Origin of the sequence: Streptomyces sp. WP-1, from assembly GCF_030450125.1 — a bacterium.
GTDB classification, from domain to species: domain Bacteria; phylum Actinomycetota; class Actinomycetes; order Streptomycetales; family Streptomycetaceae; genus Streptomyces; species Streptomyces incarnatus.
Map to the genome: position 1 here is coordinate 2278549 of NZ_CP123923.1, position 26582 is coordinate 2305130.

General features: G+C 72.4%; 19 protein-coding genes. 6 read left to right on the forward strand and 13 right to left on the reverse strand.

Annotated elements, in window-relative coordinates; all coding sequences use genetic code 11:
• Positions 1 to 154: 154 nt before the first annotated feature.
• Positions 155 to 913 carry an NUDIX domain-containing protein gene (locus tag QHG49_RS09615; RefSeq protein WP_159705660.1) on the reverse strand — a complete coding sequence of 253 codons (759 nt, stop codon included), beginning with the start codon at positions 911 to 913 and terminating at the stop codon, positions 155 to 157.
• 105 nt (positions 914 to 1018) lie between these two features.
• Positions 1019 to 2476 (reverse strand): DUF4192 domain-containing protein, encoded by a 1458-nt coding sequence (locus tag QHG49_RS09620; protein WP_159705658.1) that lies wholly within the window; start codon positions 2474 to 2476, stop codon positions 1019 to 1021.
• A gap of 133 nt (positions 2477 to 2609) precedes the next feature.
• Between QHG49_RS09620 and QHG49_RS09625 the strand changes: the two genes are divergently transcribed.
• Positions 2610 to 4790, forward strand: coding sequence for a RecQ family ATP-dependent DNA helicase (locus QHG49_RS09625; protein ID WP_301488616.1), 2181 nt, complete (start codon positions 2610 to 2612; stop codon positions 4788 to 4790).
• A gap of 649 nt (positions 4791 to 5439) precedes the next feature.
• Positions 5440 to 6054 carry a hypothetical protein gene (locus QHG49_RS09630; RefSeq protein WP_145487489.1) on the forward strand — a complete coding sequence of 205 codons (615 nt, stop codon included), beginning with the start codon at positions 5440 to 5442 and terminating at the stop codon, positions 6052 to 6054.
• Positions 6055 to 6405: 351 nt separating this feature from the next.
• On the opposite strand, the gene QHG49_RS09635 is transcribed toward QHG49_RS09630, so the two are convergent.
• Together QHG49_RS09635 and QHG49_RS09640 are read right to left on the reverse strand one after the other, a co-directional pair.
• Positions 6406 to 7029 (reverse strand): hypothetical protein, encoded by a 624-nt coding sequence (locus QHG49_RS09635; protein ID WP_159705652.1) that lies wholly within the window; start codon positions 7027 to 7029, stop codon positions 6406 to 6408.
• Positions 7030 to 7098: 69 nt separating this feature from the next.
• Positions 7099 to 7800 (reverse strand): ribonuclease HII, encoded by a 702-nt coding sequence (locus tag QHG49_RS09640; protein WP_301488619.1) that lies wholly within the window; start codon positions 7798 to 7800, stop codon positions 7099 to 7101.
• Positions 7801 to 8410: 610 nt separating this feature from the next.
• Between QHG49_RS09640 and QHG49_RS09645 the strand changes: the two genes are divergently transcribed.
• Positions 8411 to 12490, forward strand: coding sequence for a type I polyketide synthase (locus tag QHG49_RS09645; protein ID WP_301488620.1), 4080 nt, complete (start codon positions 8411 to 8413; stop codon positions 12488 to 12490).
• 82 nt (positions 12491 to 12572) lie between these two features.
• Here QHG49_RS09645 and QHG49_RS09650 read toward each other — a convergent pair whose 3' ends face one another.
• The 3 genes from QHG49_RS09650 to QHG49_RS09660 all read right to left on the reverse strand — a co-directional run bounded on the left by QHG49_RS09650 (position 12573) and on the right by QHG49_RS09660 (position 14865).
• Entirely contained in the window at positions 12573 to 13478 is a 906-nt protein-coding gene (locus QHG49_RS09650; RefSeq protein WP_159705646.1) for an ADP-ribosylglycohydrolase family protein, read from the reverse strand.
• A 12-nt stretch (positions 13479 to 13490) separates the two neighbouring features.
• Entirely contained in the window at positions 13491 to 14150 is a 660-nt protein-coding gene (locus QHG49_RS09655; RefSeq protein ID WP_301488623.1) for a histidine phosphatase family protein, read from the reverse strand.
• A 109-nt stretch (positions 14151 to 14259) separates the two neighbouring features.
• Positions 14260 to 14865: a YdbC family protein gene (locus QHG49_RS09660; RefSeq protein WP_145487483.1), complete on the reverse strand. Its 606-nt coding sequence runs from the start codon at positions 14863 to 14865 to the stop codon at positions 14260 to 14262.
• Positions 14866 to 15015: 150 nt separating this feature from the next.
• On the opposite strand from QHG49_RS09660, the gene QHG49_RS09665 reads away from it, so the two are divergent.
• Both QHG49_RS09665 and QHG49_RS09670 read left to right on the forward strand, forming a co-directional pair.
• Complete coding sequence (locus QHG49_RS09665; RefSeq protein WP_301488625.1) at positions 15016 to 15543, forward strand: TerD family protein; 528 nt, start codon at positions 15016 to 15018, stop codon at positions 15541 to 15543.
• Positions 15544 to 15649: 106 nt separating this feature from the next.
• Positions 15650 to 15952 (forward strand): hypothetical protein, encoded by a 303-nt coding sequence (locus tag QHG49_RS09670; protein ID WP_370530445.1) that lies wholly within the window; start codon positions 15650 to 15652, stop codon positions 15950 to 15952.
• A 17-nt stretch (positions 15953 to 15969) separates the two neighbouring features.
• On the opposite strand, the gene QHG49_RS09675 is transcribed toward QHG49_RS09670, so the two are convergent.
• The 3 genes from QHG49_RS09675 to nrdR all read right to left on the reverse strand — a co-directional run bounded on the left by QHG49_RS09675 (position 15970) and on the right by nrdR (position 20054).
• Entirely contained in the window at positions 15970 to 16107 is a 138-nt protein-coding gene (locus QHG49_RS09675) for a hypothetical protein (protein ID WP_301488628.1), read from the reverse strand.
• A 316-nt stretch (positions 16108 to 16423) separates the two neighbouring features.
• Positions 16424 to 19321: a vitamin B12-dependent ribonucleotide reductase gene (locus tag QHG49_RS09680; RefSeq protein WP_145487481.1), complete on the reverse strand. Its 2898-nt coding sequence runs from the start codon at positions 19319 to 19321 to the stop codon at positions 16424 to 16426.
• Between the two features lie 163 nt (positions 19322 to 19484).
• The gene (gene nrdR, locus QHG49_RS09685) at positions 19485 to 20054 is read right to left on the reverse strand and encodes a transcriptional regulator NrdR (protein ID WP_145487480.1); all 570 of its coding nucleotides are present in this window, start codon (positions 20052 to 20054) and stop codon (positions 19485 to 19487) included.
• 586 nt (positions 20055 to 20640) lie between these two features.
• Between nrdR and lexA the strand changes: the two genes are divergently transcribed.
• Positions 20641 to 21420, forward strand: coding sequence for a transcriptional repressor LexA (gene lexA / locus QHG49_RS09690; RefSeq protein WP_145487479.1), 780 nt, complete (start codon positions 20641 to 20643; stop codon positions 21418 to 21420).
• A gap of 95 nt (positions 21421 to 21515) precedes the next feature.
• Here lexA and QHG49_RS09695 read toward each other — a convergent pair whose 3' ends face one another.
• From QHG49_RS09695 to QHG49_RS09705, 3 genes are all read right to left on the reverse strand, one after another.
• Entirely contained in the window at positions 21516 to 23501 is a 1986-nt protein-coding gene (locus QHG49_RS09695; RefSeq protein WP_301488633.1) for an ATP-dependent DNA helicase, read from the reverse strand.
• 76 nt (positions 23502 to 23577) lie between these two features.
• On the reverse strand, positions 23578 to 24396 hold the full coding sequence (locus tag QHG49_RS09700; protein WP_301488635.1) for a GNAT family N-acetyltransferase: 819 nt from the start codon (positions 24394 to 24396) through the stop codon (positions 23578 to 23580).
• 31 nt (positions 24397 to 24427) lie between these two features.
• Complete coding sequence (locus QHG49_RS09705) at positions 24428 to 26350, reverse strand: IucA/IucC family siderophore biosynthesis protein (RefSeq protein WP_301488638.1); 1923 nt, start codon at positions 26348 to 26350, stop codon at positions 24428 to 24430.
• Positions 26351 to 26582 lie beyond the last annotated feature (232 nt).

Below are 26582 nucleotides of genomic sequence, written 5' to 3' on the forward strand. Positions count from 1 at the left end.
CAAGATAGCGTGCGATGTCCGGTTTTTTGGTGTATGGGGGGCTTTAGCGATGAATGCCGCGCCCTCGCGCCGGTCCCTGTCCACCGTTCGACGCAACGGGAGGCTCGGTCCCCTGGGCCGCGGCCGGGCTCCGCGCCGCCTCCTGCCCTGGCGGTCAGACCTCGGGGCGCAGCATCGGCGGGTTGAGCAGCGTGGCCCCACCGGCCCGGAAGAGCTGGGCCGGGCGGCCGCCCTGGCGTGTGGTGGTGCCTCCCGTCGGAACGAGGAACCCGGGGGTCCCGGTGACCTTGCGGTGGAAGTTGCGCGGGTCGAGGGCCACCCCCCACACCGCCTCGTACACCCGGCGCAGCTCACCGACGGTGAATTCGGGCGGGCAGAACGCGGTGGCCAGCGAGGAGTACTCGATCTTGGAGCGGGCCCGCTCCACGCCGTCGGCGAGGATCTGGGCGTGGTCGAAGGCCAGCGGTGCGACGGGGTCGCCGTCGCGGCCGTAACCGTCCTGCTGGAGCAGTTCCTCGACCGGGGCCCAGCGCGCGTTGCTGGCGTCGCCGCCCGCGCGGGGTGCGGGCAGGTCGGGGGCGAGCGCGAGGTGCGCGACGCTGACCACGCGCATCCGCGGATCCCGCTCGGGGTCGCCGTAGGTGGCGAGTTGCTCCAGGTGTGCTCCCTTGTCCTGGGCGGGGGTCGAGGGGTCGTGCGCGTGCAGCCCGGTCTCCTCGGCCAGTTCGCGTGCCGCCGCCTGGTTCAGGTCCTCGTCGGCCCGTACGAAGCCGCCGGGCAGTGCCCACCGTCCCTGGAAGGGCGACTCGCCCCGGCGTACCGCCAACGCGCACAGCGCATGGCGGCGAACGGTCAGCACGACCAGGTCCACGGTGACGGCGAAGGGCGGAAAGGCTGACGGGTCGTAGGGCATGCCGCGATCATAGTCGTCTTCCTGACGATAAACACGTCCTTCGCCGAGGCCGCCGGTGCTTCCGCTTCGTCGCATCAGGGGAGACGAGGCAGGCTCCCGTCCGGTTCAGGTCATGCTCTCCCCCGTTCCCTTGGTGGGCATGCGGGTGCCCGCCGGGTGCCGGGTACCGGCGCGTGGAGCGCGTCCGGCGGCCGGAGCGGGGACCGTCGGGCGGCGCCGGGGGCCGGGCACGCGGGCGGCGCGGGGACCGTCCCCGGCGGCTGCGAGGGCGGACCGCAGTCGGCGGCGCCGGCGGATGCGCGCGGCCGGATCCGATTCGCCGGCGGGCGTCGGGCCCGCCACGTTTTCCGCGCACTTCGTGGGTCCGGTCGCGACCGAGGCAGTCGTCGCCGAGGCATCCGCCGGGAGCGCCCCGCCCTCCTGCGCGCGTTCCGTGCCCGGCGCGCCCCCGGCCCGCCCCGCCCGCAGGCAGCGGCGGACCGATTCCACGTCCACCCCCTCGTTGCACGCCTGGTGCAGGAGGCGGGCGAAGAGGTAGTCCGGGTCGGCGCCCAGGGCCATGGCCAGGGCCTCGCGGGCTTCGAGTTCGTCGCCCGTGGACCAGGCGACCCAGCCGGCCAGGGTCAGCGGAGGGGCGGCGTGCTCGGCGTACGGTCCGACGCAGCGGCGGGCGAGGGCGCGCCAGAGCCGGAGCGCGGGGGCCGCCTCGTCGCCCTCCATCCAGGCGGCGGCGCGGTCGCGGGTGTCGCGGTCCTGGAGGCCGAGGATCAGCCGTGCCGCCTCGTCGTGGCCGATCAGGCCGTCGTCGCGCAGGTCGGCCGGAAGGGCGCCCGCGACCGGGGTCGTCGCGGCGAGGCGGTGGATGACGCGCTCGGCGAGGACGATGGTCTCCTCGGCCACTTCCGCGCGGCCCGTCTCGTCGAGGATGCGGGGCACCAGGGCCAGCCCGCCCGCGTCGAGCGCGGCCTCCTGTTCCCGTGCCGCAGCGGCCTCCCAGGGCTGGAGCCGGGCGCGCAACTCCTTGAGGGTTCCCCGGACTTGCATGCCGGCGTAGGTAGCCGCGGCGGCGAGGACGGAGGTGCCGGGCAGGCCCATCGGCGTGCCGTCCTCGGGGCAGCAGTCCTCGACGGGGCAGCAGTACGACCAGTAGCGGCCGTCGGAGATGCAGAGCGCCTCGATGACCGGCACGTCGAGGTCGCCGCACTGGATGCGCAGCAGATGGGCGAGGCGGGCGAGACGGCGTTTGACGTCCCGGCCGTGTTCTCCCGGGGCGGGTTCCTGGCAGACGTAGGCCACCAGCTGCTCGGGCTTGGCGCCCCGTCGCTCGCTGCTGGTCACCAGGCCCCGGGCCAGCTGCCGAGCGGCCTCTTCCCAGTCCTCCTCGTGCGCGGGAATGCCGAGCCGGGCCCGGCCGCCGAACCTGCCCTTCCCCCCGCTGTCGTGCAGGGCGACCAGGACCATGCTGTCCTCCGGCCGGTATCCCAGCAGGTAGGGCAGGGCGTCGGCCAGTTCGGCCGGGGTGCGCAGGGTGACCTGCGCGGTGGTTTCGCTGTGATTCGTCATGCGCCGACGATCTCGCGGATCCCGCGAACCCGCTCGGGCCTGTGGATAAGTCGAATCAGGGACACGACAAGCCGTCGAGGGTTGTCCACAGATCCGCCGCCGGCCCGCCCGTTCGTCGGTCCCGTCCTGTTGTATGGAACGCATGGAGCACGAGCACACGAGCAACGCGGATCTCCGGGCAGGGGCGGACGCCGTCCTCGCCCGGCTCGTCGGGGACGGCACGGGCGCCGCCCGGCTGCGCGAGGACCAGTGGCGGGCGATCGAGGCGCTGGTCGCCGACCGGCGGCGGGCGCTGGTCGTGCAGCGCACGGGATGGGGCAAGTCCGCGGTGTACTTCGTGGCGACCTCGCTGCTGCGGGCCCGGGGCAGCGGGCCGACGGTGATCGTCTCGCCGCTGCTCGCGCTCATGCGCAACCAGGTGGAGGCGGCGGCGCGCGCCGGTATCCGCGCCCGGACCATCAACTCCTCGAACACCGAGGAGTGGGAGGACGTGCAGGCCGCGATCGCCGCCGGCGAGGTCGATGTCCTGCTCGTCTCGCCCGAGCGGCTCAACAACCCCGACTTCCGCGACCAGGTCCTGCCCAAGCTGTCCGCGGCGACCGGACTGCTGGTCGTGGACGAGGCGCACTGCATCTCCGACTGGGGCCACGACTTCCGCCCCGACTACCGGCGGCTGCGCACCATGCTCGCCGACCTTCCGCCCGGCGTCCCCGTGCTGGCCACGACCGCGACGGCCAACGCCCGGGTGACCGCCGACGTCGCCGAGCAGCTGGGCACCGGCGGCGGCTCCGACGCGCTGGTGCTGCGCGGCCCGCTGGACCGGGAGAGCCTGAGTCTGGGCGTGCTGCGGCTCCCGGACGCGGCGCACCGGATGGCCTGGCTCGCCGACCATCTCGACGATCTGCCGGGCTCCGGCATCATCTACACCCTCACGGTCGCCGCCGCCGAGGAGGTCACCGCGTTCCTGCGGCAGCGGGGCCACACCGTCGCCTCGTACACGGGCAGGACGGAGAACGCCGACCGGCAGCAGGCGGAGGAGGATCTGCTCGCCAACCGGGTCAAGGCGCTGGTCGCCACGTCCGCGCTCGGCATGGGCTTCGACAAGCCCGACCTCGGTTTCGTGGTCCACCTCGGCTCGCCCTCCTCCCCCATCGCCTATTACCAGCAGGTGGGCCGCGCCGGCCGCGGGGTGGAGCACGCGGAGGTGCTGCTGCTGCCGGGCCGGGAGGACGAGGCGATCTGGGAGTACTTCGCCTCGCTCGCCTTCCCCTCCGAGGAGCTGGTGCGGCGCACCCTGGACGTCCTCGCCAGCGCGGACAGGCCCCTGTCCCTGCCCGCGCTGGAGCCCCTGGTCGAGCTGCGCCGCTCCCGGCTGGAGACCATGCTCAAGGTCCTCGACGTGGACGGGGCGGTGCGCCGGGTCAAGGGCGGCTGGCTCGCGACCGGGCGGCCGTGGTCGTACGACGCCGAGCGGTACGCGTGGGTGGCGCGGCAGCGGGCGGCCGAGCAGCAGGCGATGCGCGGGTACGCGGACACCACCGAGTGCCGGATGGAGTTCCTGCAACGGCAGCTGGACGACGAGGGGGCCAAGCCGTGCGGCCGCTGCGACAACTGCGCGGGGCCGCGCTTCACGGCCGACGCCTCCTCCGCCGCGCTCGACGCGGCACGCAGCGACCTGGGCCGCGCCGGGGTGGAGGTGGAGCCCCGGCGGATGTGGCCGACCGGGCTCGGGGCCATCGGGATCGGGCTCAAGGGGCGTATTCCGGCTGGTGAGCAGGCAGCGCCGGGGCGGGCGCTGGGACGGCTCTCGGACATCGGCTGGGGCAACCGGCTCCGTCCGCTGCTCGCGCCGCGGACACCGGACGGGCCCGTGCCGGACGACGTGGCGCGCGCCGTGATCGACGTGCTGGCCGACTGGGCCAAGGGACCCGGCGGCTGGGCACCCGGTGTCGAGGGCGCCCAGGCGAGGCCGGTCGGGGTGGTCACCGTCGCCTCGCGCACCCGGCCGCAGCTCGTCCACTCCCTCGGCGCGCGGATCGCGGAGACCGGGCGGATGCCGCTGCTGGGGTCGGTGACGTACGACGAGGACGCGCCCCGGGTGTCGCGCAGCAACAGCGCGCAGCGGCTCAAGGCGCTCGACGGCGCGTTGGCGGTGCCGCCCGCCCTCGCGACGGCGCTGGCCGGGGCGAACGGTCCGGTGCTGCTGGTCGACGACTTCACGGAGACCGGCTGGACCCTCGCGGTCGCGGCACGTCTGCTCCGCCGCGCGGGTGCGAAGGGGGTGTTGCCGCTGGTCCTCGCGGTTCAGGGCTGAGCGGGGGTGTAAGGCGTTCGGCTCGGTGGCACCCGGCAGGGAGGTCACGGGAGTTCGGCTCGACGTCAGGGGGTGTTCGGGGATGTTCAGCTCGGAAGCCGGGGGCGGCTGGGAAGACCGGGTGCGGCCTGGAAGTCGGGGGCGGTCGGGAAGCGGGGGTCGGCCCGGGGGGTTAGATCAGCCCGGGGGCCGGAGACGTCCTGAAAGGCGGGAGTCGTTCGTCCCGAAGGGCGCTCGGCGCCGGCTCGCAGGTCGGCCGGTGTCGGTCCGAAGGGCGGCCGACGTCAGCCCAGAAGCCCGCCGGTGTCAGCCCGGAACCCAGTCGGTGTCAGCCTGGACATCAGTCGGCGACGGCCCGAAAGTCAGCCGTTGTCGGTCCGAAGGTCAGGCCCTGTTCGGGGTACCAGTCCTGGAGACGCCCGAGCACCCCATGCGTCATCCGCCCGAGCCTTGGGTAGGGATATAAGCCACGCACCACCCGATACCCGGCGGCGGCCCCAATTGCTCGTTGCCGCATTCCAGTTCGACAGGAAGAATTGAGATCCGCTCCCCGCACGGTCGGTTCGTGATCCGGTTGGGCTTCGCTGCGGTGCGCGGTCCCCGAATCCGACCTCGCCCGCTGTGTGGGCGCGTAGCCGAAGGGAGGAACGTGACCTTCGGATTCGCCTCGCCCTCGGCGGCCTCGTTGTCGACGTCCGCCGCTTCCGCCGGCCGTGTACTGGAGCCGGCGGAGTGGGCCGCCGCGGGGATCCCGCTGCTGCGCAACCCGCGTGAGGTCGTCAGCGGACTGCACGCCCGGCATCGACCGCGGCCGTCCACGGTGATCGTGGCCGTCCTCGATCCGGACGAACGGCTGTGTGCCAGCGCCTCGTTCACCCGCCGGGCCGCACCGGCGGACGGCTGGATGTTCCGCAACGCGCTGCTGTCCCAGCTGCGCCGGGTCATACCGCACGACCTGCGCCGCCGTACCCCGGTGCGGACCGCCGTCCTGCTCTACTGCCGTGAGGGCGACGCGCGTTGGACCGAGGAGGACGGTGCCTGGATGTGGGGGCTGCGTGACGCCTGCACGCTGCACGGGCTGCGGTGCGGGGCGTACATCACGCTGACCCACGACGGCTGGCAGGTGCTGGGCGAGGGGCGCGGTGGCCGCCGTCCCCACGCGCACTCGGCGCCGGAGCCGTTCGCCACGGCGGATGCCCCGCCGCCCGTGCCGCGCACCGGCGGCCCGGTCTCCGAGGTCCTGCGCCGCGCGGCGGCCCGCTGAGGGACGGCGCGAGTCCGACGACGGGTCCGGCGGACCGGGCCGGGCGCCGACACAAGCACGGACGTGACCTGCTCAAGCACCGGACACGACCCGTTCAAGCACCCTGGACCAAGCACCCTGGAACTGCCAGGTGCCTCCCCCACAGGGGTTCCCCAGGCACAGGGGTTCCCCAGGCACAGGGGTTCCCCAGGCACAGGGGTTCCCCAAGGCCCGCCGAGGCGCTGACGGAGGCACGGCCGCCCCATGGTCAGGACGGTCGGCGCCGAGGCGCGCGGCCGGACGGCATGCCGAAGGGCGCACCGTGCGGTGCCCCCTCGGGCGGCGGCCGGCTCCAGGAGCCCGGCGCGTGGTTCAGGCGCTGGTGCCGAGAACCGAGTTGATCTGCTGCGGGTCGCCGCAGACGATCAGCAGGGCTCCGGCGCGACTGTGGGCCAGCGAGAGGACGTCGGCGGAGGCGGCGCCCCCGTTGACGGCCACGACGACCACCGGGCGGGAACCGGCGCGGGCGGCGATGGCGGCGTCCGTGTAGAAGACGTCGTCACCCGCGTCGTGCTGGGCCCAGTAGGCGGTCTCGCCGAACGACAGCTCGTGCTCGGCCCACGGGTGCTGGGCACCCGTGGTGATCACCAGCACGTCGCCGGGAGCGCGGCCCGAGTCCAGCAGCAGGTCGACGGCCTCCTCGGCGGCGTCGACCGCGCCCTCGGCCGAGGCCGGGATCAGCTGGATCTGCGGGCCCGCGACTGCGGCAGGGGCGGCCGGACCGGAGGGACCGGGATTGGCCGGAGCCACGTCACGCGGCGTGCGCTGCACCGGCGGCGTAGGCCGCTGAGGGCCGGGACGACCGGGGCGGGACGGCGCCACGGGACGGGGGCCGGGTACGGGGCGAGGGGTCGGTGCGGTGCGGCCGCTGGCCGGCGTGACGCGGGGACCCTGGGCACTCTCGTGAATCTGAGGCTCCTCGGGAATGAGAGGCATGAGCTGATTTTTATCAAACGTTGAAGTGGCGCTGATGAACGGGGTGGCACATCAGTGCGATCGGAACCGTCAGAAGTCGAAGCCGAGCTGACCCTCGATTTCCGGAACGCTTCCGTCCGCCCAGTTGCGGACCTTCTTGAGATGCCGCCACTGGGGCAGCGCATCAAGATACGCCCACGACAAACGGTGGTGCGGGGTGGGGCCCCGCTCTTCCAGTGCGGCCTTGTGCACGGGTGACGGATACCCGGCGTTGTCCGCAAACCCGAAGTCTGCATGGTCGAGGGCCAGTTCGGCCATCATTTTGTCGCGCTGAACCTTGGCGATCACCGAGGCCGCCGCGACGGCGACGCACGACTGATCGCCCTTGATCACCGTACGCACCTGCCATGGGGCACCGAGGTAGTCGTGCTTCCCGTCGAGGATCACGGCGTCGGGGCGGACCGGAAGTGCGTCCAGGGCGCGGCCTGCGGCGAGCCGCAACGCGGCCGTCATCCCCATGCCGTCGATCTCCTCGGGGGAAGCATGCCCCAGCGCGTAGGCCGTCACCCACCCCCGCAGGATCTCGTCCAGCGCGGTGCGCCGCTTGACGGTCAGCAGCTTGGAGTCGGTCAGGCCCGCGGGAGGTCGACGCAGTCCGGTGATCGCCGCGCAGACGGTGACGGGTCCGGCCCAGGCGCCGCGCCCCACTTCGTCGACACCGGCGATGACCTTCGCTCCGGTCGTGGCACGCAGGGAGCGCTCGACAGTGTGAGTGGGAGGTTCGTACGGCATGGCGCCCTTAGATTACGCCGCCCGGGGCAGTGGCCGACACCCCGGTCGGCCGGGGGACGGGGGGAAGCGGCGGCGAGTGGGGGCCATAGCGGAATCCGGATCGCCGGATTTGCATACGAATATAAGCGAAGATGGTCAGCCAGCGAACCCCGGAGCGGTGAGAAGGGGTGAGCATCAGCCGCGACCAGAGAGCCAACTCCATCACTTAACAATGGGTTTTCTTCAGGGGGGAATCCCGCAGGACGCCTCCAGCCCCACCTCCACCCCTCAAAGTAGATCGCGACCGCAAATCACACCCACTGAGGGCGATGACGGCGAAGAAGCGAGGTAGAGCATCTGCCTATCGCCATGCTCAGGTGGCCCTCCGGTGCGCACAGTCCCCAGGGTCGGAGCAACGCCATCTCGCATGGCAAGACGAGTAATGAGACGCGGTCATGACCCTCCAGGTCAATCTTGGTTCCCGGTGTAACTTTGCATCGCACTTGCACCGCGCACCTCAAACCGCACTCAAACCCGCCTCACCACTGCCGCCGACCTCGGCTTTTGCCCGTGTCCCCGCGGCGAGGCGGTCGTGTTTGTTCTCGTCGGCTCTGATCGAAGGTGAACGTACGTGGAGCGCTTCCCGTGCGCAGGTGGCGTCCCCATAGCCGTCGTCGGCATGGGGTGCCGCTTTCCTGGCGCCAACAGCATCGGGGAATTCTGGGATCTCCTGATGGCCAACTCCCAGGCCGTGTCCCGGATCCCGGAGGACCGATTCGACATCGACGACCACTACGCCGGGCGGACTCCGGCCCCCGGAAAGACCGTCTCCCGGGACGGCGGTTTCCTTGATGACGCCTTCTCCTTCGACGCGGCGTTCTTCGGGATCTCGCCGGTCGAGGCCCGGAGCATGGACCCCCAGCAGCGGATCCTGCTGCACGTCGTATGGGAGGCGCTGGAGTCGGCGGGGATCGCGCCGGCCGGCCTGGCGGGTTCCCGTACCGGCGTGTTCGTGGGGCAGGCGACCGCCGAGTACGGCGAGTCCGGCCGCCCCGACGAGGGCCCCGGCGTCCGCGACACCGTGGGCGGGCGCCTGCGGGCGGTCACCGCGGGCCGGGTCTCCTACGCGCTCGACCTGCGCGGACCGAGTCTGGTGCTGGACACCGCGTGCTCCTCCTCGCTGGTGGCCGTGCACACCGCCCGGCAGAGCCTGCTGACCGGCGAGAGCGGTCTCGCGATCGCGGCGGGCGTCAACATCATCGTGTCCCCACGGGACTCCATCGCCTACTCGCAGGGCGGCATGCTCTCGCCGGACGGGCGGTGCCGGTTCGGGGATGCCTCGGCCGACGGGTTCGTACGCAGTGAGGGCGTCGGCGCGGTCGTCCTCAAGCCGCTGCCGCACGCGCTGCGCGACGGCGACCCGGTGCTCGCCCTGCTGCTCGGCAGCGCGGTCACCAACGACGGCCAGGGCAGCGGGCTGTTGCTGAAGCCGGCCGTGTCCGGTCAGGTCCGGATGCTGGGCGACGCGTGCCGCAGCGCGGGCATCGAACCGGTGCAGCTGGACTACGTCGAGGCGCACGGCACCGGCACGCCGACCGGTGACACCGTGGAACTGCGGGCGCTGGCCGAGGCGGCGGGCGGTGAACGGCCGTTGCGCTGCGGCTCCGTGAAGACCAACATCGGGCATGCCGAGGCCGCCGCCGGTATCGCGGGACTGATCAAGTCGGTGCTGATCGCCCGCCACGGCGTCATACCCGCCTCCCTGCACCTGTCCGACCCGCACCCACTGCTCACCGGCGAGCGCCCGGCCGTCTCCGTCGTCACCGAGAACACCCCGCTGGCCAAGGCCGGCCCGCGAGGGCTCCTGGGCGTCAGCTCCTTCGGCCTGTCCGGCACCAACGCCCATGTCGTCGTAGGGGAGTTCATCGACGAGCGGGAACCGGTCGAGCAGACCGCGCCGGTGTCCGAAGACCCTCACCTCCTGGTCCTCTCCGCCCGTTCGGCCGCCGCGCTGCGCCGTCTGGCGGCGTCGTACGCGGACCACCTCGGCCCGGACGGCGCGGGCCGCGGCCAGTCGCTCGGCGACATCTGCGCGACCGCGGCGACGCGCCGTGATGCGGGCCCGCACCGGCTGTGGGCCGTCGGCACCTCGCACGACGAACTGGCTTCGGTGCTCAGAGCGTTGGAGACCGGTGAGCGGACGCCCGACGGCGGGTTCGGTGAGGCGGGGTTCGCCGGTCCGCGCCGCCCCGTGTTCGTCTTCTCCGGGCAGGGCTCGCAGTGGCTCGGCATGGGCCGCGGCCTGCTCGCCACGAACGATGCCTTCCGCACCACGCTGCGCGCCTGCGACCGAGCCGTGCAGGCTGAACTGGGCTGGTCTGTGGAGAAGTTGCTGACCCGGGACGCGGACCGCTGCCCCGGCGGGGTGGAGATCGTCCAGCCCGCCCTGTGGGCCGTACAGGTGGCCCTGGCGGCGGCCTGGCGGGACCTCGGTGTGGAACCGGAGGTGTGCGTCGGGCACAGCATGGGAGAGGTGGCGGCGGCCTGCGTCAGCGGCGCGCTGTCGCTGCGGGACGCGGCGGCGGTGATCTGCCGTCGCAGCCGGCTGATGCGACGGGTGGCGGGCGGAGGCGCCATGCTCGTCGTGGAGTTGTCCGCCGACCGCGCCCGCGAGGCCGTCGCCCGGGTCCCGTCGGTGTGCGTGGCCGCCGAGAACTCCCCCGTCTGCACGGTGCTCGCGGGCGACCCGGCCGCCCTCGCGGACCTCTCGGCCCGACTGGAGGCGGACGGGGTGCTGTGCCGCCCGGTGGACGTCGACGTGGCCTCGCACTCACCGCAGATGCGGCCGCTGCACTCCGAACTCGCCACCGCTCTGGCCGGGTTGTCCCCCCGCGACACCGACACCGAGCTGTTCTCGACCGTGCGCTGCGCCCCGGTGGCCGGTCCCGAACTGGGCCCCGACTACTGGGCGGACAACCTCTGCGAACCCGTGCGCTTCCACGCCGCCGTACGACAACTCGCCGCCTCTGAGGACGGGTTGGAGAACGTCTTCCTGGAGATCAGCCCCCACCCGGTGCTCACCACCCCCGTCATCGACACCCTCATGGACGACGGGGCTCCCGGCACCGCCGTACCCTCGCTGCGCCGCGACACCGACGAGGCCACCGAACTCCTGCGTGCGGCGGGCCGGTTCTTCGCGGCGGGCGGCCCTGTCGACTGGTCGCGGTGGTACGGCCGTCCCGTACGACCGGTACCGCTCCCCCATTACCCGTGGGAGCGCACCGAGTTCCGCCGGGCCACGGCCGCCGCGCGCCCGGCACCGAGCACGTTCGCCGACCGGGTGGAGCTGGGCCCGTGGGGCATCGCCGCGTGGGCGGAGCAGCTGAGCGTGGCCGGGACGACGGTCCTGCCGCCCGCCGTGCAGATCGCCGCCGTACTCGACGCGGCCGCGCGCAACCTCCCGGGGACGATGTTCGCCGTACGGGACGTACGGCTCGCCCCCGCCCCGGTCCCGCTCCCCGACCCCGAGGCGGCCGTACTCGCCGTCGCCCTGGAACGCTCCGGCGACACCTGGCGGGCGGTCGTGGAACTGGAACAGCCGGACGGCGCCGGCGGGATCTTCTGCTCCTCGGCGCGGCTGTGCCCGGTGGACGACAGCGACGGCCGCCGGGCGCCGGGCGAGCTGGACCGGGCGCTGGCCCGCTGCCACGGGTACCTGTCCGCCGCCGGATTCCGTCAACTCGCGGACGGCTACGGGCTGGAGCTCGACGAGACGTCCGGCGCGGTGGAGCAGCTGTGGCGACGGCGCGGTGAGGCGGTGGCGCGGATCCGGCCGGCCAAACCGGCGCCGGGGCTGTGGGAGACGGCACTGCTGCCGCTGCTGGCGGCCTGGCCCGAGGCGCGCCGGACCGGTGAGCGGGACCGCGGCTTCCTGCCCACCGGCTTCGAGAGCGTCCAGCTCTACGGCGAGCTGCCGGACGACTTCTGGAGCCTGGCCGCCGTCACCCCCGGGCCCGACGCGGGTGAGGCGCGCGGCGAGGTGCTGGTGCTCGACGGGGACGGGCGGGTGCTGGCGGAGTTCCGGGGGATCGCCCTGCGCCGACCGGGACACCCACGGCGGGCGGGACAACCGGCGAGCCCGGGCCGTCCGGGGACATCCGCGCTGGTCCGCGCGCTGCCGGTCCGGCTGCCTCTGCTCGGGGTATCTGCGCTGGACGCCCCCCTGCTGAACCCCACGCGACCGCTCCTGTCCCGGTTCGCCGCCCTGATCCGGCCGTCGACGGCCGCGTGGGGGCTACGGCCCGACGAGCACCCGGCGCACGGATCCGCGCCGCGCCGGGCGGAGCGCCGTACCGCGCCCCCGGCGAGCACCGGCAAGACGCCGAGGACCGCCGCGCACGCAGAGCCTCCGCACGCTGAGCCCCCGCACCCGAACCCCGCCGACATGGTGATCGCCGCGGCCTCCGAGGTGCTCGGCGTCGCCCGGGCGGATCTCGATCCGCGCCGTTCGCTGCGCGATCTCGGGCTCGACTCGCTCATGGCCGTTCAGCTGCGCGAACTGCTGAAAACCGGGTGCGGGGTGGAGATCACAGCGGGACGGCTGCTGGGCGGGGAGAGCCTGGAGCGGATCGTCCGGGATCTGACGACGGCGGTGGCCGCGCCGGTGAGATCCGGGGCGGCGGGCCGACTCGAACCCGCGGGACAGGAGTGAGGGTCCGTCGCGCCGAACTGGCGTGCCGGCCCAGGGGCTTGGCGGCCTCGGGACTTGGCGGCCCCAGGGCTCTCTCCCCCCGTCAGACCGTCCGCGTCACCCAGTCGGGCAGTGCCTCCGCCCGCCGGGTCCACTCGGCGGGCGGTTGCCCCGGCTTGCCCGCGGCGAGGACGCCGCCCACGATCGCGCAGGTGGTGTCGACGTCGCCGCCCACCCGGGCCGTCGTCCAGAACGCCGTCTCGTAGTCGCCGAGGCCGCGCGCGGCGGACCACAGGGCGAAGGGCACGGTGTCATGGGCGGTGCGGCGGCGGCCGCAGCCCAGCACGGCGGCGACGGTGCCGGCGTCGCCGTAGTCGAGCATGTCGCGGGCGCGGCGCAGGCCCTGGCCGACCGCGCTCTTCGGGACGAGCGCGATCACGCCGTCGAGGAGCGCCTCCGGGGTGGGCGGGCCGTCCGGCGAACCGGCCAGGGCCGCGGCAGCCGCCACCGCCATGGCGCCGACCACCGCCTCCCGGTGCTGGTGCGTGGGGTAGGCGGAGATCTCGGCCTGGTGGGTGGCCTGCTCCGGGTCGTCCGCGTACCAGGCGCCCAGGGGCGCGGTCCGCATCGCCGCGCCGCTGCCCCAGGAGCCCCGCCCGTGGAAGAGGGCGGCGGCCGGCCCGCGCCAGTCCTCGCCCTGCCGGACGAGGCTCAGCAGCCGGCTCGCGGTGCGGCCGTAGCCCCGGTCCGGGTCGTGGTGGTCGGCGAAGGAGCGGGCGAGGGCGTCCTGGTCGATGCGCCGGTGTGCGGCGAGGACGGCGAGGACGGAAGCGGCCATCTCGGTGTCGTCCGTCCACGGCCAGGGGCCGGGCGGCAGCTCGCGCCGCTTGAGCAGGGGGTGACGGGCCGGGACGAAGAACTGGGCGCCCAGGGCGTCCCCGACGGCCAGTCCGCGCAGGCTCGCCAGGGCGCGCTCATGGCGTCCTCGGGTGGAGAAGTGTGCGGTCATCGCTCCCTCACTCTATCCGGTGGCCCAGTCCGGCACCGGTTCACGCCAGCGTTCGAAGGGCCGGTCGAGTGTGTAGCGGCCGTCCTCGCCGAGCACGAGCATGCGCATCTCGGCGTTGTCCGGATTGGACAGGGATTCGAATTCGGCGACCGTCCAGTGGAACCAGCGCATGCAGAACAGCCGCATCGCGAGGCCGTGGGTCACCAGGAGCACATTGGGCGGGTGGTCGGGGGCCTCGAAGCTGCGGAAGAGGCTCTCCAGGAAGCCGCCGACCCGGTCGTAGACGTCGGCACCGGACTCGCCCTGCGGGAAGCGGAAGAAGAAGTGGCCGTAGGCGTCGCGGTAGGCCTTCTGCAGGCGTACGTCGTCGCGGTCCTGCCAGTTGCCCCAGTCCTGCTCGCGCAGCCGGGGCTCCTCGCGGACGCGTATGAGGTCGGGGGCGAGGCCGAAGGCGCGGAGGGTCTCGTGGGTACGGCGGTACGGGGAGACGTACACGCTCACCTGTTCGAAGCCGAACAGCTCCCGGAGCCGTTCGCCGGTCTCCTCGGCCTGCCGCCGGCCGAGGTCGGTCAGCGCCAGGGCGTGGTCCGGTTCGCGCTCGTACACGGAGTCGTCGGTGTTGCCCGTCGACTCGCCGTGCCGGACAAGGACGATGCGCCGTGGTCGTGCCATGCCGAAACCCTAGAGCGAGGGGCGGGGAACCGGAGAATCGGACGAGGCCCATACAGCGCACGTCACAGCCGCCACTTCCCGACCGACCGGCCGGTATCTCACGACAGGATCAGACCGTCCAGGACGGCTCCAGGTCGACGATGTCGCCGGAGAGGGCGGCGATGTCCGCCTCGGTCTGGGCGCGCAGGGCGAGGCGTTCGATCCGTTCGGTGCGGTACTTGCCGTGTTCGGCGGCGGCCCGCCACATCGACAGGATGAGGAACTCCTGCTCGGGGGCCTCGCCGAACATTCCGCGGATCATGCCGGGCGAACCCGCCATGGCCGGGTTCCAGACCTTCTCCTGCATGAGGGTGAAGTGCTCCACCCGTTCTTCGTGGACCCGGCACAGGGCGAGTCTGAGCAGGTCGGAGTCGGTGAAGCGGGGTTCGAAGCCGGTCTTCACGTCGAAGCGGTACTCGAAGAGTTTGACCTGGGCGTCCTTGAAGGTGCCGGCCTGGGCGGCGGCGAGGCGGTCGTGGGAGCGGGCCATGAAGGAGTCGTAGAAGGCGCGGCTCTCCCAGAAGGCGACGATGTGCGCCACGTCGGGCCGCCGCCGGCTCCAGCCTCCGCCCTGTCCCCGGAAACCCGGCTCTCCCGGGAGCCCCGCCCATTTCCGCTGCCCCCGCTCGAACCCCCGGCGGTCCACCACGGTGCAGCGAATCCACTTGACCAGCACCGCGCCATCGTAAGGCCACCGGGCGTGGCGTCGGTCACGCTCCGGGGGAGTTCGTCCGCGCGCGCGGGCCCGGGTACGTGGCACGATGGGCAAGGTTCCTCGGCTGAACAGGAGTTGGGGACGCGGTGCCCACAGGGAAGGGGAGGCCCGGTGACCGGTATCAGCAAGGGGATGCGCAAGGTCGAGGTCGCGCTCAAGTGGGACCCCAGTCCCTCGGGTACGGCGCCCACGGACCTCGACATCATCGCGGCGACCTTCGACGCGCGGGACCCGTACGGCGCGCCGGCGTATCTGGTGCACTTCGACAGCCGTTCGCCGGACGGCACCATCTTCCTCAACCGGGACAGCACGGACGGGCGGGGTTTCGGCTGGGACGAGGTCATGACCCTGGAGGTCGACCGGCTCAGCGAGCGGTACGGCCGTGTGGTGGTGGGCGTCGTCATCCAGCAGCAGCCCGGCCGGCGTACGTTCTCCGGTGTGCTCAACCCCGCCATGCGCGTCCGCGAGGGCTACACCGTCCTCTCCGAGGACGACTTCACCGCCGTCCACGACGCGACGGCCGCCACCATCGCCGAGTTCGTCCGCAACGACGCCGGTGAATGGATCTTCCACCCCGGCGTGCACGGCTTCCAGGAGGACCCGGAGACTTTCACACGGGTGATGGGGCGCGCGCGATAGGGAGGGGCGCCGGCCAGGCCGACATGTCGTATGCCGCGCGCCTGGCCGCCTACGGCACCGTCTCCACGCCCGCGCCCTGCGAAGTGACCTTCGACTGGCCGGACTTGTGGACAGCGCGGTGCCGCTCGGCTCCGGGATCGGCGGGAGGCGTGCGCCGCTGGAGGTCGGCGGGAAGCCGGTCTTCGTGAAGCGGGTGCCGCTCACGGAGTCGGAGCGGCTGCCGGGGCATGTACGGTCCACCGCCCACCTGTTCGGGCTTCCGTCCTTCTGCCGGTACGGCATCGGCGGGCCCGAATTCGGGGCGTGGCGGGAGCTCGCCGTCCAGATCATGACGACGAACTGGGTGCTCGGGGGCCAGTACCAGGCGTCGGCCATGACAGCACCCGAGCGCTGGGCGCCCCGGGTGTAGGCCCGAGGCGCCCAGCATCACTTCTTCTTCGAAGGCGCCTGCGCCAGCGCGCTGGCCGCCGCAGACTTCTCGGCCTTCGTCGCGTTCGGGTCGTTCAGGACCTTGGCCGCAGCCGAGGCCGCCTTCTTCCCAGTCTGCTTCGGATTCGTAGCCATACGAATCACCTCCCTCCGGGCAGTTTTGCGTCGCAGCCCGGAGCGTGATGTGATGCGAGTTCCTAGGCAAGCAGGACATCACGTTCCTGACTGCAGCGAGCGCCCGGCCCCCTACAGGGCCGGGCGCTCGCCATTCCGGCAGCTCTCGCTGCCGGAAACTCATGGCTGGCGCCACGTGCATCCGCGGGTATCCGACGGGCAACCCCGAGACGGTCCGAGGCGGGGGCACCAGCCTGGGACTGGCGCCCCCGCCTCAGAGATCGCGCATCAGATCAGGAACTGCCGAGTTTTGCACTCGATGCAATTCCGCTCGGTATCAGCTGCAGCCGCTCGTCGAGCCGCAGCCCTCGCAGATGTAGCAGGAGCCGGCGCGCTGCATCTTGGTGCCGCAGGAGAAGCAGAGCGGGGCGTCGGCCTGGATGCCCAGCTGCATCTCCACCAGTTCGGCGCTGGTGTGGGCCTGCTTCGGGGCGGGCTTCACGGACTCGGCCTCGGCCTTCGGCGTGGCGACGGCCGTCGGCTCCTGGGCGCGGGGCGCCGACTGGGCCAGGCCCTCGACGTCGACCTCGTCGTCGGCCGGCTCGTAGGAACCGGTCTCCAGGTGCCGCTGGCGCTCCTCGGCGGAGTGGATGCCGAGCGCGGAGCGGGTCTCGAAGGGCAGGAAGTCCAGCGCCAGGCGGCGGAAGATGTAGTCCACGATGGACTGCGCCATCCGCACGTCCGGGTCGTCCGTCATACCGGCCGGCTCGAAGCGCATGTTGGTGAACTTCGAGACGTACGTCTCCAGCGGCACGCCGTACTGGAGGCCGACGGAGACCGCGATGGAGAAGGCGTCCATCATGCCCGCGAGGGTCGAGCCCTGCTTGGACATCTTCAGGAAGACCTCGCCGAGACCGTCGTCCGGGTAGGAGTTGGCGGTCATGTAGCCCTCGGCGCCGCCGACGGTGAACGACGTGGTGATGCCGGGACGGCCCTTCGGAAGGCGCTTGCGGACCGGGCGGTACTCGACGACCTTCTCGACCGCGGTACGGATCGTGTCCTCGGCCTTCTCGGTGATCTCGGCCTTCTCCTCCTCCTTCTTCTTGGCGGAGAGCGGCTGGCCGACCTTGCAGTTGTCCCGGTAGATCGCGAGCGCCTTGACGCCGAGCTTCCACGCCTCGAAGTAGATCTCCTCGACCTCCTCGACGGTCGCCGTCTCCGGCATGTTGACCGTCTTGGAGATCGCGCCGGAGATCCACGGCTGGATCGCGGCCATCATGCGGACGTGGCCCATCGGGGAGATGGCCCGCTCGCCCATGGCGCAGTCGAAGACCTCGTAGTGCTCCTGCTTGAGACCGGGGGCGTCGATCACATTGCCGTGGTCGGCGATGTGGGCGACGATCGCCTCGATCTGCTCCTCCTGGTAGCCCAGGCGGCGCAGGGCCTGCGGCACGGTGCCGTTGACGATCTGCATCGAGCCGCCGCCGACGAGCTTCTTGAACTTCACGAGCGCGAGGTCGGGCTCGACGCCGGTGGTGTCGCAGGACATCGCCAGACCGATGGTGCCGGTCGGGGCGAGCACGGACGCCTGGGAGTTGCGGAAGCCGTTCTTGTCGCCGAGGCGGACCACGTCCTGCCAGGCCTCCGTGGCGGCGGCCCACACCGGGGTGTCCAGGTCGTCCATGCGCGGGGCCGTGCCGTTGGCGTCGGCGTGCTGCTTCATGACGCGCTTGTGGGCGTCCGCGTTGCGGGCGTAGCCGTCGTACGGGCCGACGACCGCGGCCAGTTCGGCGGAGCGGCGGTAGGCGGTGCCGGTCATCAGGGAGGTGATGGCGGCGGCCAGGGCGCGGCCGCCCTCGGAGTCGTACGCGTGGCCGGTGGCCATCAGCAGGGCGCCGAGGTTGGCGTAGCCGATGCCGAGCTGGCGGAAGGCGCGGGTGTTCTCGCCGATCTTCTGGGTCGGGAAGTCCGCGAAGCAGATCGAGATGTCCATCGCGGTGATGACCAGCTCGACGACCTTCTGGAAGCGCTCGGCCTCGAAGGACTGGTGGCCCTCGCCGTCGTCCTTCAGGAACTTCATCAGGTTCAGCGAGGCGAGGTTGCAGGACGTGTTGTCCAGGTGCATGTACTCGCTGCACGGGTTCGACGCGGTGATCCGGCCGGACTCGGGGCAGGTGTGCCAGTTGTTGATCGTGTCGTCGTACTGGATGCCCGGGTCGGCGCAGGCCCAAGCGGCCTCGGCGATCTTGCGGAAGAGGGACTTGGCGTCGACCTCCTCGATGACCTCGCCGGTCATCCGGGCGCGCAGCCCGAAGTCGCCGCCCGCCTCGACGGCCTTCATGAACTCGTCGTTCACACGGACCGAGTTGTTGGCGTTCTGGTACTGGACGGAGGCGATGTCGTCGCCGCCCAGGTCCATGTCGAAGCCCGCGTCGCGCAGGACGCGGATCTTCTCCTCCTCCTTGACCTTGGTCTCGATGAAGTCCTCGATGTCGGGGTGGTCGACGTCGAGCACGACCATCTTGGCGGCGCGGCGGGTGGCGCCACCGGACTTGATGGTGCCGGCGGAGGCGTCGGCGCCGCGCATGAAGGAGACCGGGCCCGAGGCGTTGCCGCCGGAGGAGAGCAGTTCCTTGGAGGAGCGGATGCGGGACAGGTTCAGGCCGGCGCCCGAACCGCCCTTGAAGATCATGCCCTCTTCCTTGTACCAGTCGAGGATCGACTCCATGGAGTCGTCGACGGCCAGGATGAAGCAGGCGGAGACCTGCTGGGGCTGCGGGGTGCCGACGTTGAACCAGACCGGGCTGTTGAAGCTGAAGATCTGGTGCAGGAGCGCGTAGGCGAGCTCGTGCTCGAAGATCTCCGCGTCGGCGGGCGAGGCGAAGTACTTGTAGTCCTCACCGGCCTTCCGGTACGTCTTCACGATGCGGTCGATCAGCTGCTTGAGGCCGGTCTCGCGCTGCGGGGTGCCGACGGCACCGCGGAAGTACTTGCTGGTGACGATGTTGACCGCGTTCACCGACCAGAAGTCGGGGAACTCGACGCCACGCTGCTCGAAGTTGACCGAGCCGTCGCGCCAGTTGGTCATGACGACGTCACGGCTCACCCACTCGACCTCGTCGTACGGGTGTACGCCGGGGGTGGTGTGGATGCGCTCGATGTGCAGTCCCTTGCTTCCCGTCTTGCCGCCCTTGGCGCGGGAACCTCGTGCCGGACCGCTCGCCGTCTCTGTCATGCCGCCTCCCTGTACGGGCGAAAACGCCCAGAAGTGCCCTGATTGTTCCCGGGCACGGTGTTCTGTCATGTGTCGCGGGCACCCTCAGCTGCCGCCCGCAACAGGTCTTGGTCGCCGCCCCGCGGCCGGAGTCCGGGCCCTGCCCCGGTCTCCCGCGCGCCGGTCAGTCGGCGGCTTGCGCGGGCTGGGGGACCTGGGAGGTCCCGCCGCTCCCGCGTTCGTCTTCCTGGCTCCCCGCGGCCTCGGCCGTCCCGTCCGCCGGGTCCGTCCCGTCCGCGGCGGGGCCGCGCGTCGCCTGCCTCAGCTCCGCGATGGCCGCCTCGAAGTCCTCCAGCGAGTCGAACGCCCGGTAGACCGAGGCGAACCGCAGATAGGCGACGAGGTCGAGCTCCTGCAACGGGCCGAGTATGGCCAGGCCCACGTCGTGGGTGGTCAGCTCGGCGCTGCCGGTGGCCCGTACGGCCTCCTCGACCCGCTGGCCGAGCTGGGCGAGCGCGTCCTCGGTGACGGGCCGCCCCTGGCACGCCTTGCGCACGCCGTTGATGACCTTGGTACGGCTGAAGGGCTCGGTGACTCCGGACCGCTTCACCACCATGAGCGAGCACGTCTCCACGGTCGTGAAACGACGGGAGCAGTCGGGGCACTGGCGGCGCCTGCGGATCGACGTGCCGTCGTCGGTCGTACGACTGTCGACCACACGGCTGTCGGGGTGCCTGCAGAAGGGGCAGTGCATGATCTCCAACCCTCCTCACAGCAGACTCGATGGCCTCGCCGAGCCCCAGGGGCCTCGCGAAGCAGCCCTAAGCATAGGCGATCGCAGAACCGTCTCCGACCCGGGTCACCACAACTTGTGGGCTGCTGTAGCCATCCAACCACTAGATGTGGGGATCGGCTTATTCACCGAGGCCGGGTCGCGTGTCGCGCGGGAACAGCGGTCCGGGGCGCTCTCCAAGGCCCCGGGAGCCCCGGCGGGAAAGGACACGCGGGCGCGGAACCGTACCCCTGTGGCGCTTGCGGAGATACCGTGGGCGCCGCACGGAGGACGCGTAGGACTCCCGCGCGAAACGGACCCCGCGTCCCGGCGGGACGGGTTCCGGATGGCAGACTGGGGAAGCGCTCACGAGCTCGGCGACCCCGGCGGGAAAGAGTACAACGCACGACAAAGAGCACTTTTGCCCGCCCCGTGCCACGTCAGCCCATACACCCAAGCACGCGATCGCAACAGGTGAATCGCACTTTTTCACTCGAACGTGTGTTTGGCGCAACCTTTCGAAAGCAACTACCGTTGTCCAGCAGGGAGACCATCGAGAGGGGCCGACGTGACCACCACCGCAGACAGTGCCGCCATCACCGCCCAGGACCGCTCCCAGGGCCGGGTCGAGCCGGTACATGCGATGAACGAAGCCACGAATCCCGAGGGGCCCCGGCGCTCCCTGCCGGGCCGACCTCCAGGCATCCGGGCGGACAGCTCCGGGCTGACCGACCGGCAGCGCCGGGTGATCGAGGTCATCAGGGACTCCGTGCAGCGGCGCGGGTACCCGCCGTCCATGCGGGAGATCGGCCAGGCCGTCGGCCTCTCCAGCACCTCCTCCGTGGCACACCAGCTGATGGCGCTGGAGCGCAAGGGCTTCCTGCGCCGCGACCCGCACCGCCCGCGCGCCTATGAGGTGCGCGGCTCCGACCAGGCCGTGTCGGTGCAGCCCACGGACACCAGCGGCAAGCCCGCCGCGTCGTACGTCCCGCTGGTCGGCCGGATCGCCGCCGGTGGGCCGATCCTCGCGGAGGAATCCGTGGAGGACGTCTTCCCGCTCCCCCGCCAGCTGGTCGGCGACGGTGAGCTGTTCGTCCTCAAGGTCGTCGGCGACTCCATGATCGAGGCCGCGATCTGCGACGGCGACTGGGTGACCGTGCGCCGCCAGCCGGTCGCGGAGAACGGCGACATCGTGGCCGCCATGCTCGACGGCGAGGCCACGGTGAAGCGGTTCAAGCGCGAGGACGGCCATGTCTGGCTCCTCCCGCACAACGCGGCCTACGAGCCGATCCCCGGCGACGACGCCACCATCCTGGGCAAGGTGGTCGCCGTACTGCGGCGCGTGTGACGCCCGCGGCGAGCGGCCCCCGCTCGCCCCCTGACCGGGCCCCGGAACCTCTGCGCCGGTTCCGGGGCCCTGCCTGTGCCCCTGGGCCCCGGTGCCTACGAGGGGCCGGCGGCCTCCGTCTGCTTCGCCGCCGCGTCGATCGCCGAGAGCGACCTACGGGCCTGGTTGCGGTCCGTGGTGTACCAGAAGTCCGGCAGGGACGCCTTGAGGTACGAGCCGTACCGCGCCGTGGCGAGGCGCTGGTCGAGTACGGCGACCACGCCCCGGTCCCCCGACGCGCGCACCAGCCGGCCGGCGCCCTGGGCCATCAGCAGGGCGGCGTGGGTGGCGGCCACCGCCATGAATCCATTGCCGCCCGCGTCCTCCACCGCCTTCTGACGGGCGCTCATCAGCGGGTCGTCGGGGCGCGGGAACGGGATCTTGTCCATGACGACCAGCTGGCAGCTGGGGCCCGGCACATCCACGCCCTGCCACAGCGACAGCGTGCCGAAGAGGCAGGTCTTCGGGTCGGCCGCGAAGTTCTTGATCAGCTCGCCGAGCGTCTCCTCGCCCTGGAGCAGGATCGGGTACTCGGGGATCCGCGAGCGCAGGTCCTCGGCGGCGAGCTGCGCGGCCCGCATGGAGGAGAACAGGCCGAGGGTACGGCCGCCGGCCGCCTGGATCAGCTCCGTCAGCTCGTCGAGCATGTCGCCGCGGTCGCCGTCCCGCGCCGGGCGGGCCAGGTGCTTGGCGACGTACAGGATGCCCTGCTTGCGGTAGTCGAAGGGGGAGCCGACGTCGATGCCCTTCCACTGCGGGAGGTCCTCGCCCTCGGCGCCCTCGGGGCCGAGTCCGAGGGAGGCGCCGACGCCGTTGAAGTCGCCGCCGAGCTTGAGGGTCGCGGAGGTGAGGACCACGGCGCGGTCGGCGAACAGCTTCTCCCGCAGCAGCCCCGAGACGGACATGGGGGCGATGCGCAGGGAGGCGCCGAAGCGGTCGTTCCGTTCGTACCAGACGACGTCCCACTCCGAGCCGTTCAGCACCCGCTCCGCCACGTCGTGGACCGACTCGACCGAGGCCAGGGCCTGCTTGCGGACGGCGTCCTCGTCCTGGACGGACTTGTCGCGGGTGGTGCCGAGCGCGGAGACGACGGCCCGGGAGGCGTCCCGCAGCGTCATCAGGGCGTAGCCGAGGTCCTCCGGGATCTCCTCCAGACGGCCCGGCAGGGCCAGCTCCATCAGCCGCTCGAAGCCCTCGGCGGCGGTCTGGAGCTGGTCGGCCACCTTCTCATTGACGAGTTTCGCGGCGCGGCGCACGGCCCGGTTGACCTGGCCGGGGGTCAGCTCGCCGGTGGCGACGCCGGTGACCCGGGAGACGAGTTCATGCGCCTCGTCCACGATCAGCACCTCGTGCTGGGGCAGCACCGGGGCGCCTTCGATGGCGTCGATGGCCAGCAGCGCGTGGTTGGTGACGACGACCTCGGCGAGCTTGGCGCGCTCGCGGGCCGCCTCCGCGAAGCACTCGGCGCCGTACGCGCACTTGGTGGCGCCCAGGCACTCCCGCGAGGACACCGACACCTGCGCCCAGGCACGGTCGGAGACGCCCGGGGTGAGGTCGTCCCGGTCGCCGGTCTCGGTCTCGTCGGACCAGTCGCGCAGCCGCAGCAGGTCCTGGCCCAGCTTGCTGGTGGGCGCGGCGGCCTCGAACTGGTCGAAGAGGCCGTCCTCCTCGTCCTGCGGCATGCCCTCGTGCAGCCGGTGCAGGCACAGGTAGTTGGAGCGGCCCTTGAGCATGGCGAACTCGGGGCGGCGGCGCAGCAGCGGGTGCAGGGCGTCGACCGTGCGCGGCAGGTCGCGTTCGACCAGCTGGCGCTGGAGGGCGAGAGTGGCCGTCGCGACGACCACCCGCTCCCCGTGCGCGAGCGCGGGCACGAGATAGCCCAGCGACTTTCCGGTGCCGGTGCCGGCCTGGACCAGCAGATGGGATCCGTCGTCGATCGCTTCGGCGACCGACTCGGCCATGGTCACCTGGCCGGGGCGCTCCGTGCCGCCGACCGCGGCGACGGCGGCATGCAGGAGTTCGGGGAGGGAGGGCTTCGTCATAGCCCGACCACCCTACGGCCCAGGACCGACAACCGGAGGCCGTTCACACCCATGGTGAGACCCCGCTCACTCGGCGCTACAGCACATCGCGCAGCCCCCGGTCCCGGATCATGAGCGCGGCCCGTTTGCCGGGCAGGTCGACCTCGGCCGCGTACCGGAACCCGGCGCCGAGGAACGCGGCGAGCGAGGGTGTGTTGCGGTGATCGGGTTCGGCCACGACGCGGGCGCAGGCGGGGCGCCGGTCGAGGACGAGGTCGGCCACGGCCCGCAGCAGCGCGGAGCCGAGCCCCCGGCCGCGGTCGCCGGCGGCGCCGAGGAGGAGGTGGATGCCGGTGTCGTGGGGCAGGACCGGGCAGTGCAGGGCCAGCGGGTCCAGGTCGGCGCGGTAGATCTCCCAGTAGCTCATCGGGGTGCCGTCCAGCACGCCGAGGCAGGGCACGCTCCGTCCGTCGCCGTCGAGTTGAGCGCGCAGATGGTCCGCCGTGCGGTGGCGGGGTCCGGCCAGTTCCCAGAATTCGGCGACGGCGGGGTCGTTCATCCAGGCGTGCACGAGGGGGAGGTCGCGGTCGAGGCGGACGGGGATCAGCTGGAAGGTGCCGACGGGGGTCGGCACCGGTTCCCAGGAGGCGTGGAGGCCGTCGAGGAGGTCGCCGGTGAAGTCGCCGATGTCGTCGGTGAAGTCGACGGTGCCGTCGCTGAACTCGACGGTGCCGTCGCTGAACTCGACGGTGCTGTCGCTGAACTCGACGGTGACATCGGTGAAGTCGACGGTGTCATCGGCGAACGCGACGGTCCCGTCGGTGAATTCGACGGTCCGGTCGGCGAAATCGACGGTGTCGTCGGTGAAGAGGTCCAGGAACTCGGTGGGGGCGGTGCGCACATCGGTGGGCGGCACGGCGGGTTCCTCTCTGCTCTGCCCAAGGGCCTTACGGGTGCAGGGGGTTGGCGATGGTGACGTACACGGACTGGGTGTCGACCGGGCCGACGAGTTCGTCGAGGCCGTGCAGCCGGGTCAGCAGGTTGGCCTTGCAGCGCAGGGCGGGTGAGTCGAGCAGCCGGGCGGGCAGGGGGGTGCGCAGGGCCGCGGGGCCGGTGGCGAGGCCGGTGAGGAAGCGGCGGAAGGCGGCGAGCAGCAGGCGTTCGTCGGCGAGGTGCTGGGAGCCGAGGGCGCCGATCAGGCCGAGGACGTTGTTGACGGCGAGGTAGTAGGCGAAGCGTTCGTCGGTGACGTCGTCGGGGACGAAGGTGTCGCTGTGCGCGCCGATGCCGGGCAGCCGGGCGTCGAGTTCGGCGCGGCGGGTGGCGCGGAAGTAGTAGCCCTGGTTGTCGCGGTAGCGGCCGCCGGTGGGCCAGCCGTCGCGGTCGAGCAGGACGAGGGTGTTCTGCTGGTGCGCTTCGAGGGCGATGCCGGCCTCGGCGTCCAGCCAGAGAACGGGGCGCACGACCTGCTCCAGGTAGCGCAGGAACCACTCCGTGGCGACGGCGGCGACGGGACGGCCGGTGCGGGCGGCGAGCCGGGCGACGAGCAGCGCGAGCCGGGAGCGCATGGGCGGGAGGCGATCGGTGCCCGTCTCTGAGGCGGGGGCGGTGCCGGGGCCGAAGGCGGAGGCTTCGGTGAGCGGTCGGGGCGAGATCAGTCCCGCGAGGCAGCCGGCGTCGTCGGCGGGGGTGAAGGGGTTGTGCCGGATCATCACGTCGAGTCCGGGCACCGGCCGCCCGTCCGGGTCGTCCACGGCGAGCCAGGCCGGGTCGCGCACGATGTCGAAGCCGGGGTGGGCGGCCTGCCACTGCTTGAACAGGCCCGCGCGCAGCAGCCGGTGCACCTCGACCCCGCGCCGCAGCTCCTTGCGCAGGTTCTCCCGGCGGGAGTTGGTGATGCGCAGGCCCAGCGACAGCTTGAGCATCGCGGGGGCGCCGGAACGGTAGACGGTGCGCACGGAGGAGGTGGGGTGCCAGGCGGGGCCGCCCGGCCCGAGGTCCCTGAGGAGTCCCGCGTCGAGCAGTGCGGCGACGGGGGCGCGGTGTCGTACCTCGCGGGCCTGCCAGGGGTGCAGCGGGAGGGCGGTGTATCCGTCGGGCAGGGGCAGGGTGGTGGCCGCCAGATGCCGGGTGAGGTGGTCGGCGGGGACGAGGCGGCCGCGCTCGGTCCAGGCGGAGTCGGTGGCGAGCAGACGGGGGGCCACGGCGAACCAGTGCAGCGGGAAGGAGCCGCGCGACTCCGGTGAGTAGAGGGCGGCTTCGGTCTCGGTCAGGCCCTCGCGGCTCTTGGGGGTGGGGTGCAGGGGGTGGCCGAGGAGGAGGGCCTGTTCGGCTGCGAGGAAGAGGTCGGGGCCGTCGGCGGGGCGGGCGCGCCGGTCGCGGATGAAGACGGCGGTACGACGCAGGGAGTCGGCGACCCGGGCCGCGAGGTCGCCGTCGTCACCGCCCGTGCTCTCCCTGGTGAGCAGCGCCGCGAGGGTGACGGCGTCGACGGGCGGGGCGGTCTCGGGCGCGTCGGCGAACCGGGGCGCTCCGAAGCGGTGCCAGCCGGCCGGGGACCAGTACCGGACCGGGGCGAGCAGGCAGGTGCCGGTGGCGGGCAGCACGATGCGCAGGGTGCCGGTCGCCGGGGCGCGCAGGCCGGTCTCCCGCACCCAGCAGCGCAGCAGGTTCTCCACGGCGGCGGCCCGCGCCGCGGCCGAGGCGTCGGGATCGTCCAGCGGCTCCGCGCCGGGCTCGGTCCACCGGCCCGGGTCCACGACCCGCCGGCGCTGCTGCGGAACCGCCTCGACGAAGGGGGCGCCGGCCCCGGGCGCCCCGTGCTCGTCGGGACCGCCGAGGGGGCCGTCGGGTGTGGGGGTGGCGTTCAAGACGGCTCCTCGGGAGGTGTGCGGGGCCGGGCGGCGGGCCCGGTTCGGCGGTGTCGGGGAGGGCGGCTGCGCTGGCGGAGAGGGGTCTTCGTGTCGGCCCCCGTCCCGTCCCCGGGCCTCGGCAGCGGGGCTGAGGGGAGGGGGCGGGGCGGGTACGACGGGCAGACGGGAGGGGCGGGTACGGCGGGGCGGCGTGGGCCGGTGCCCGTGCGGTGGCTGGAGGCGGTCGCTG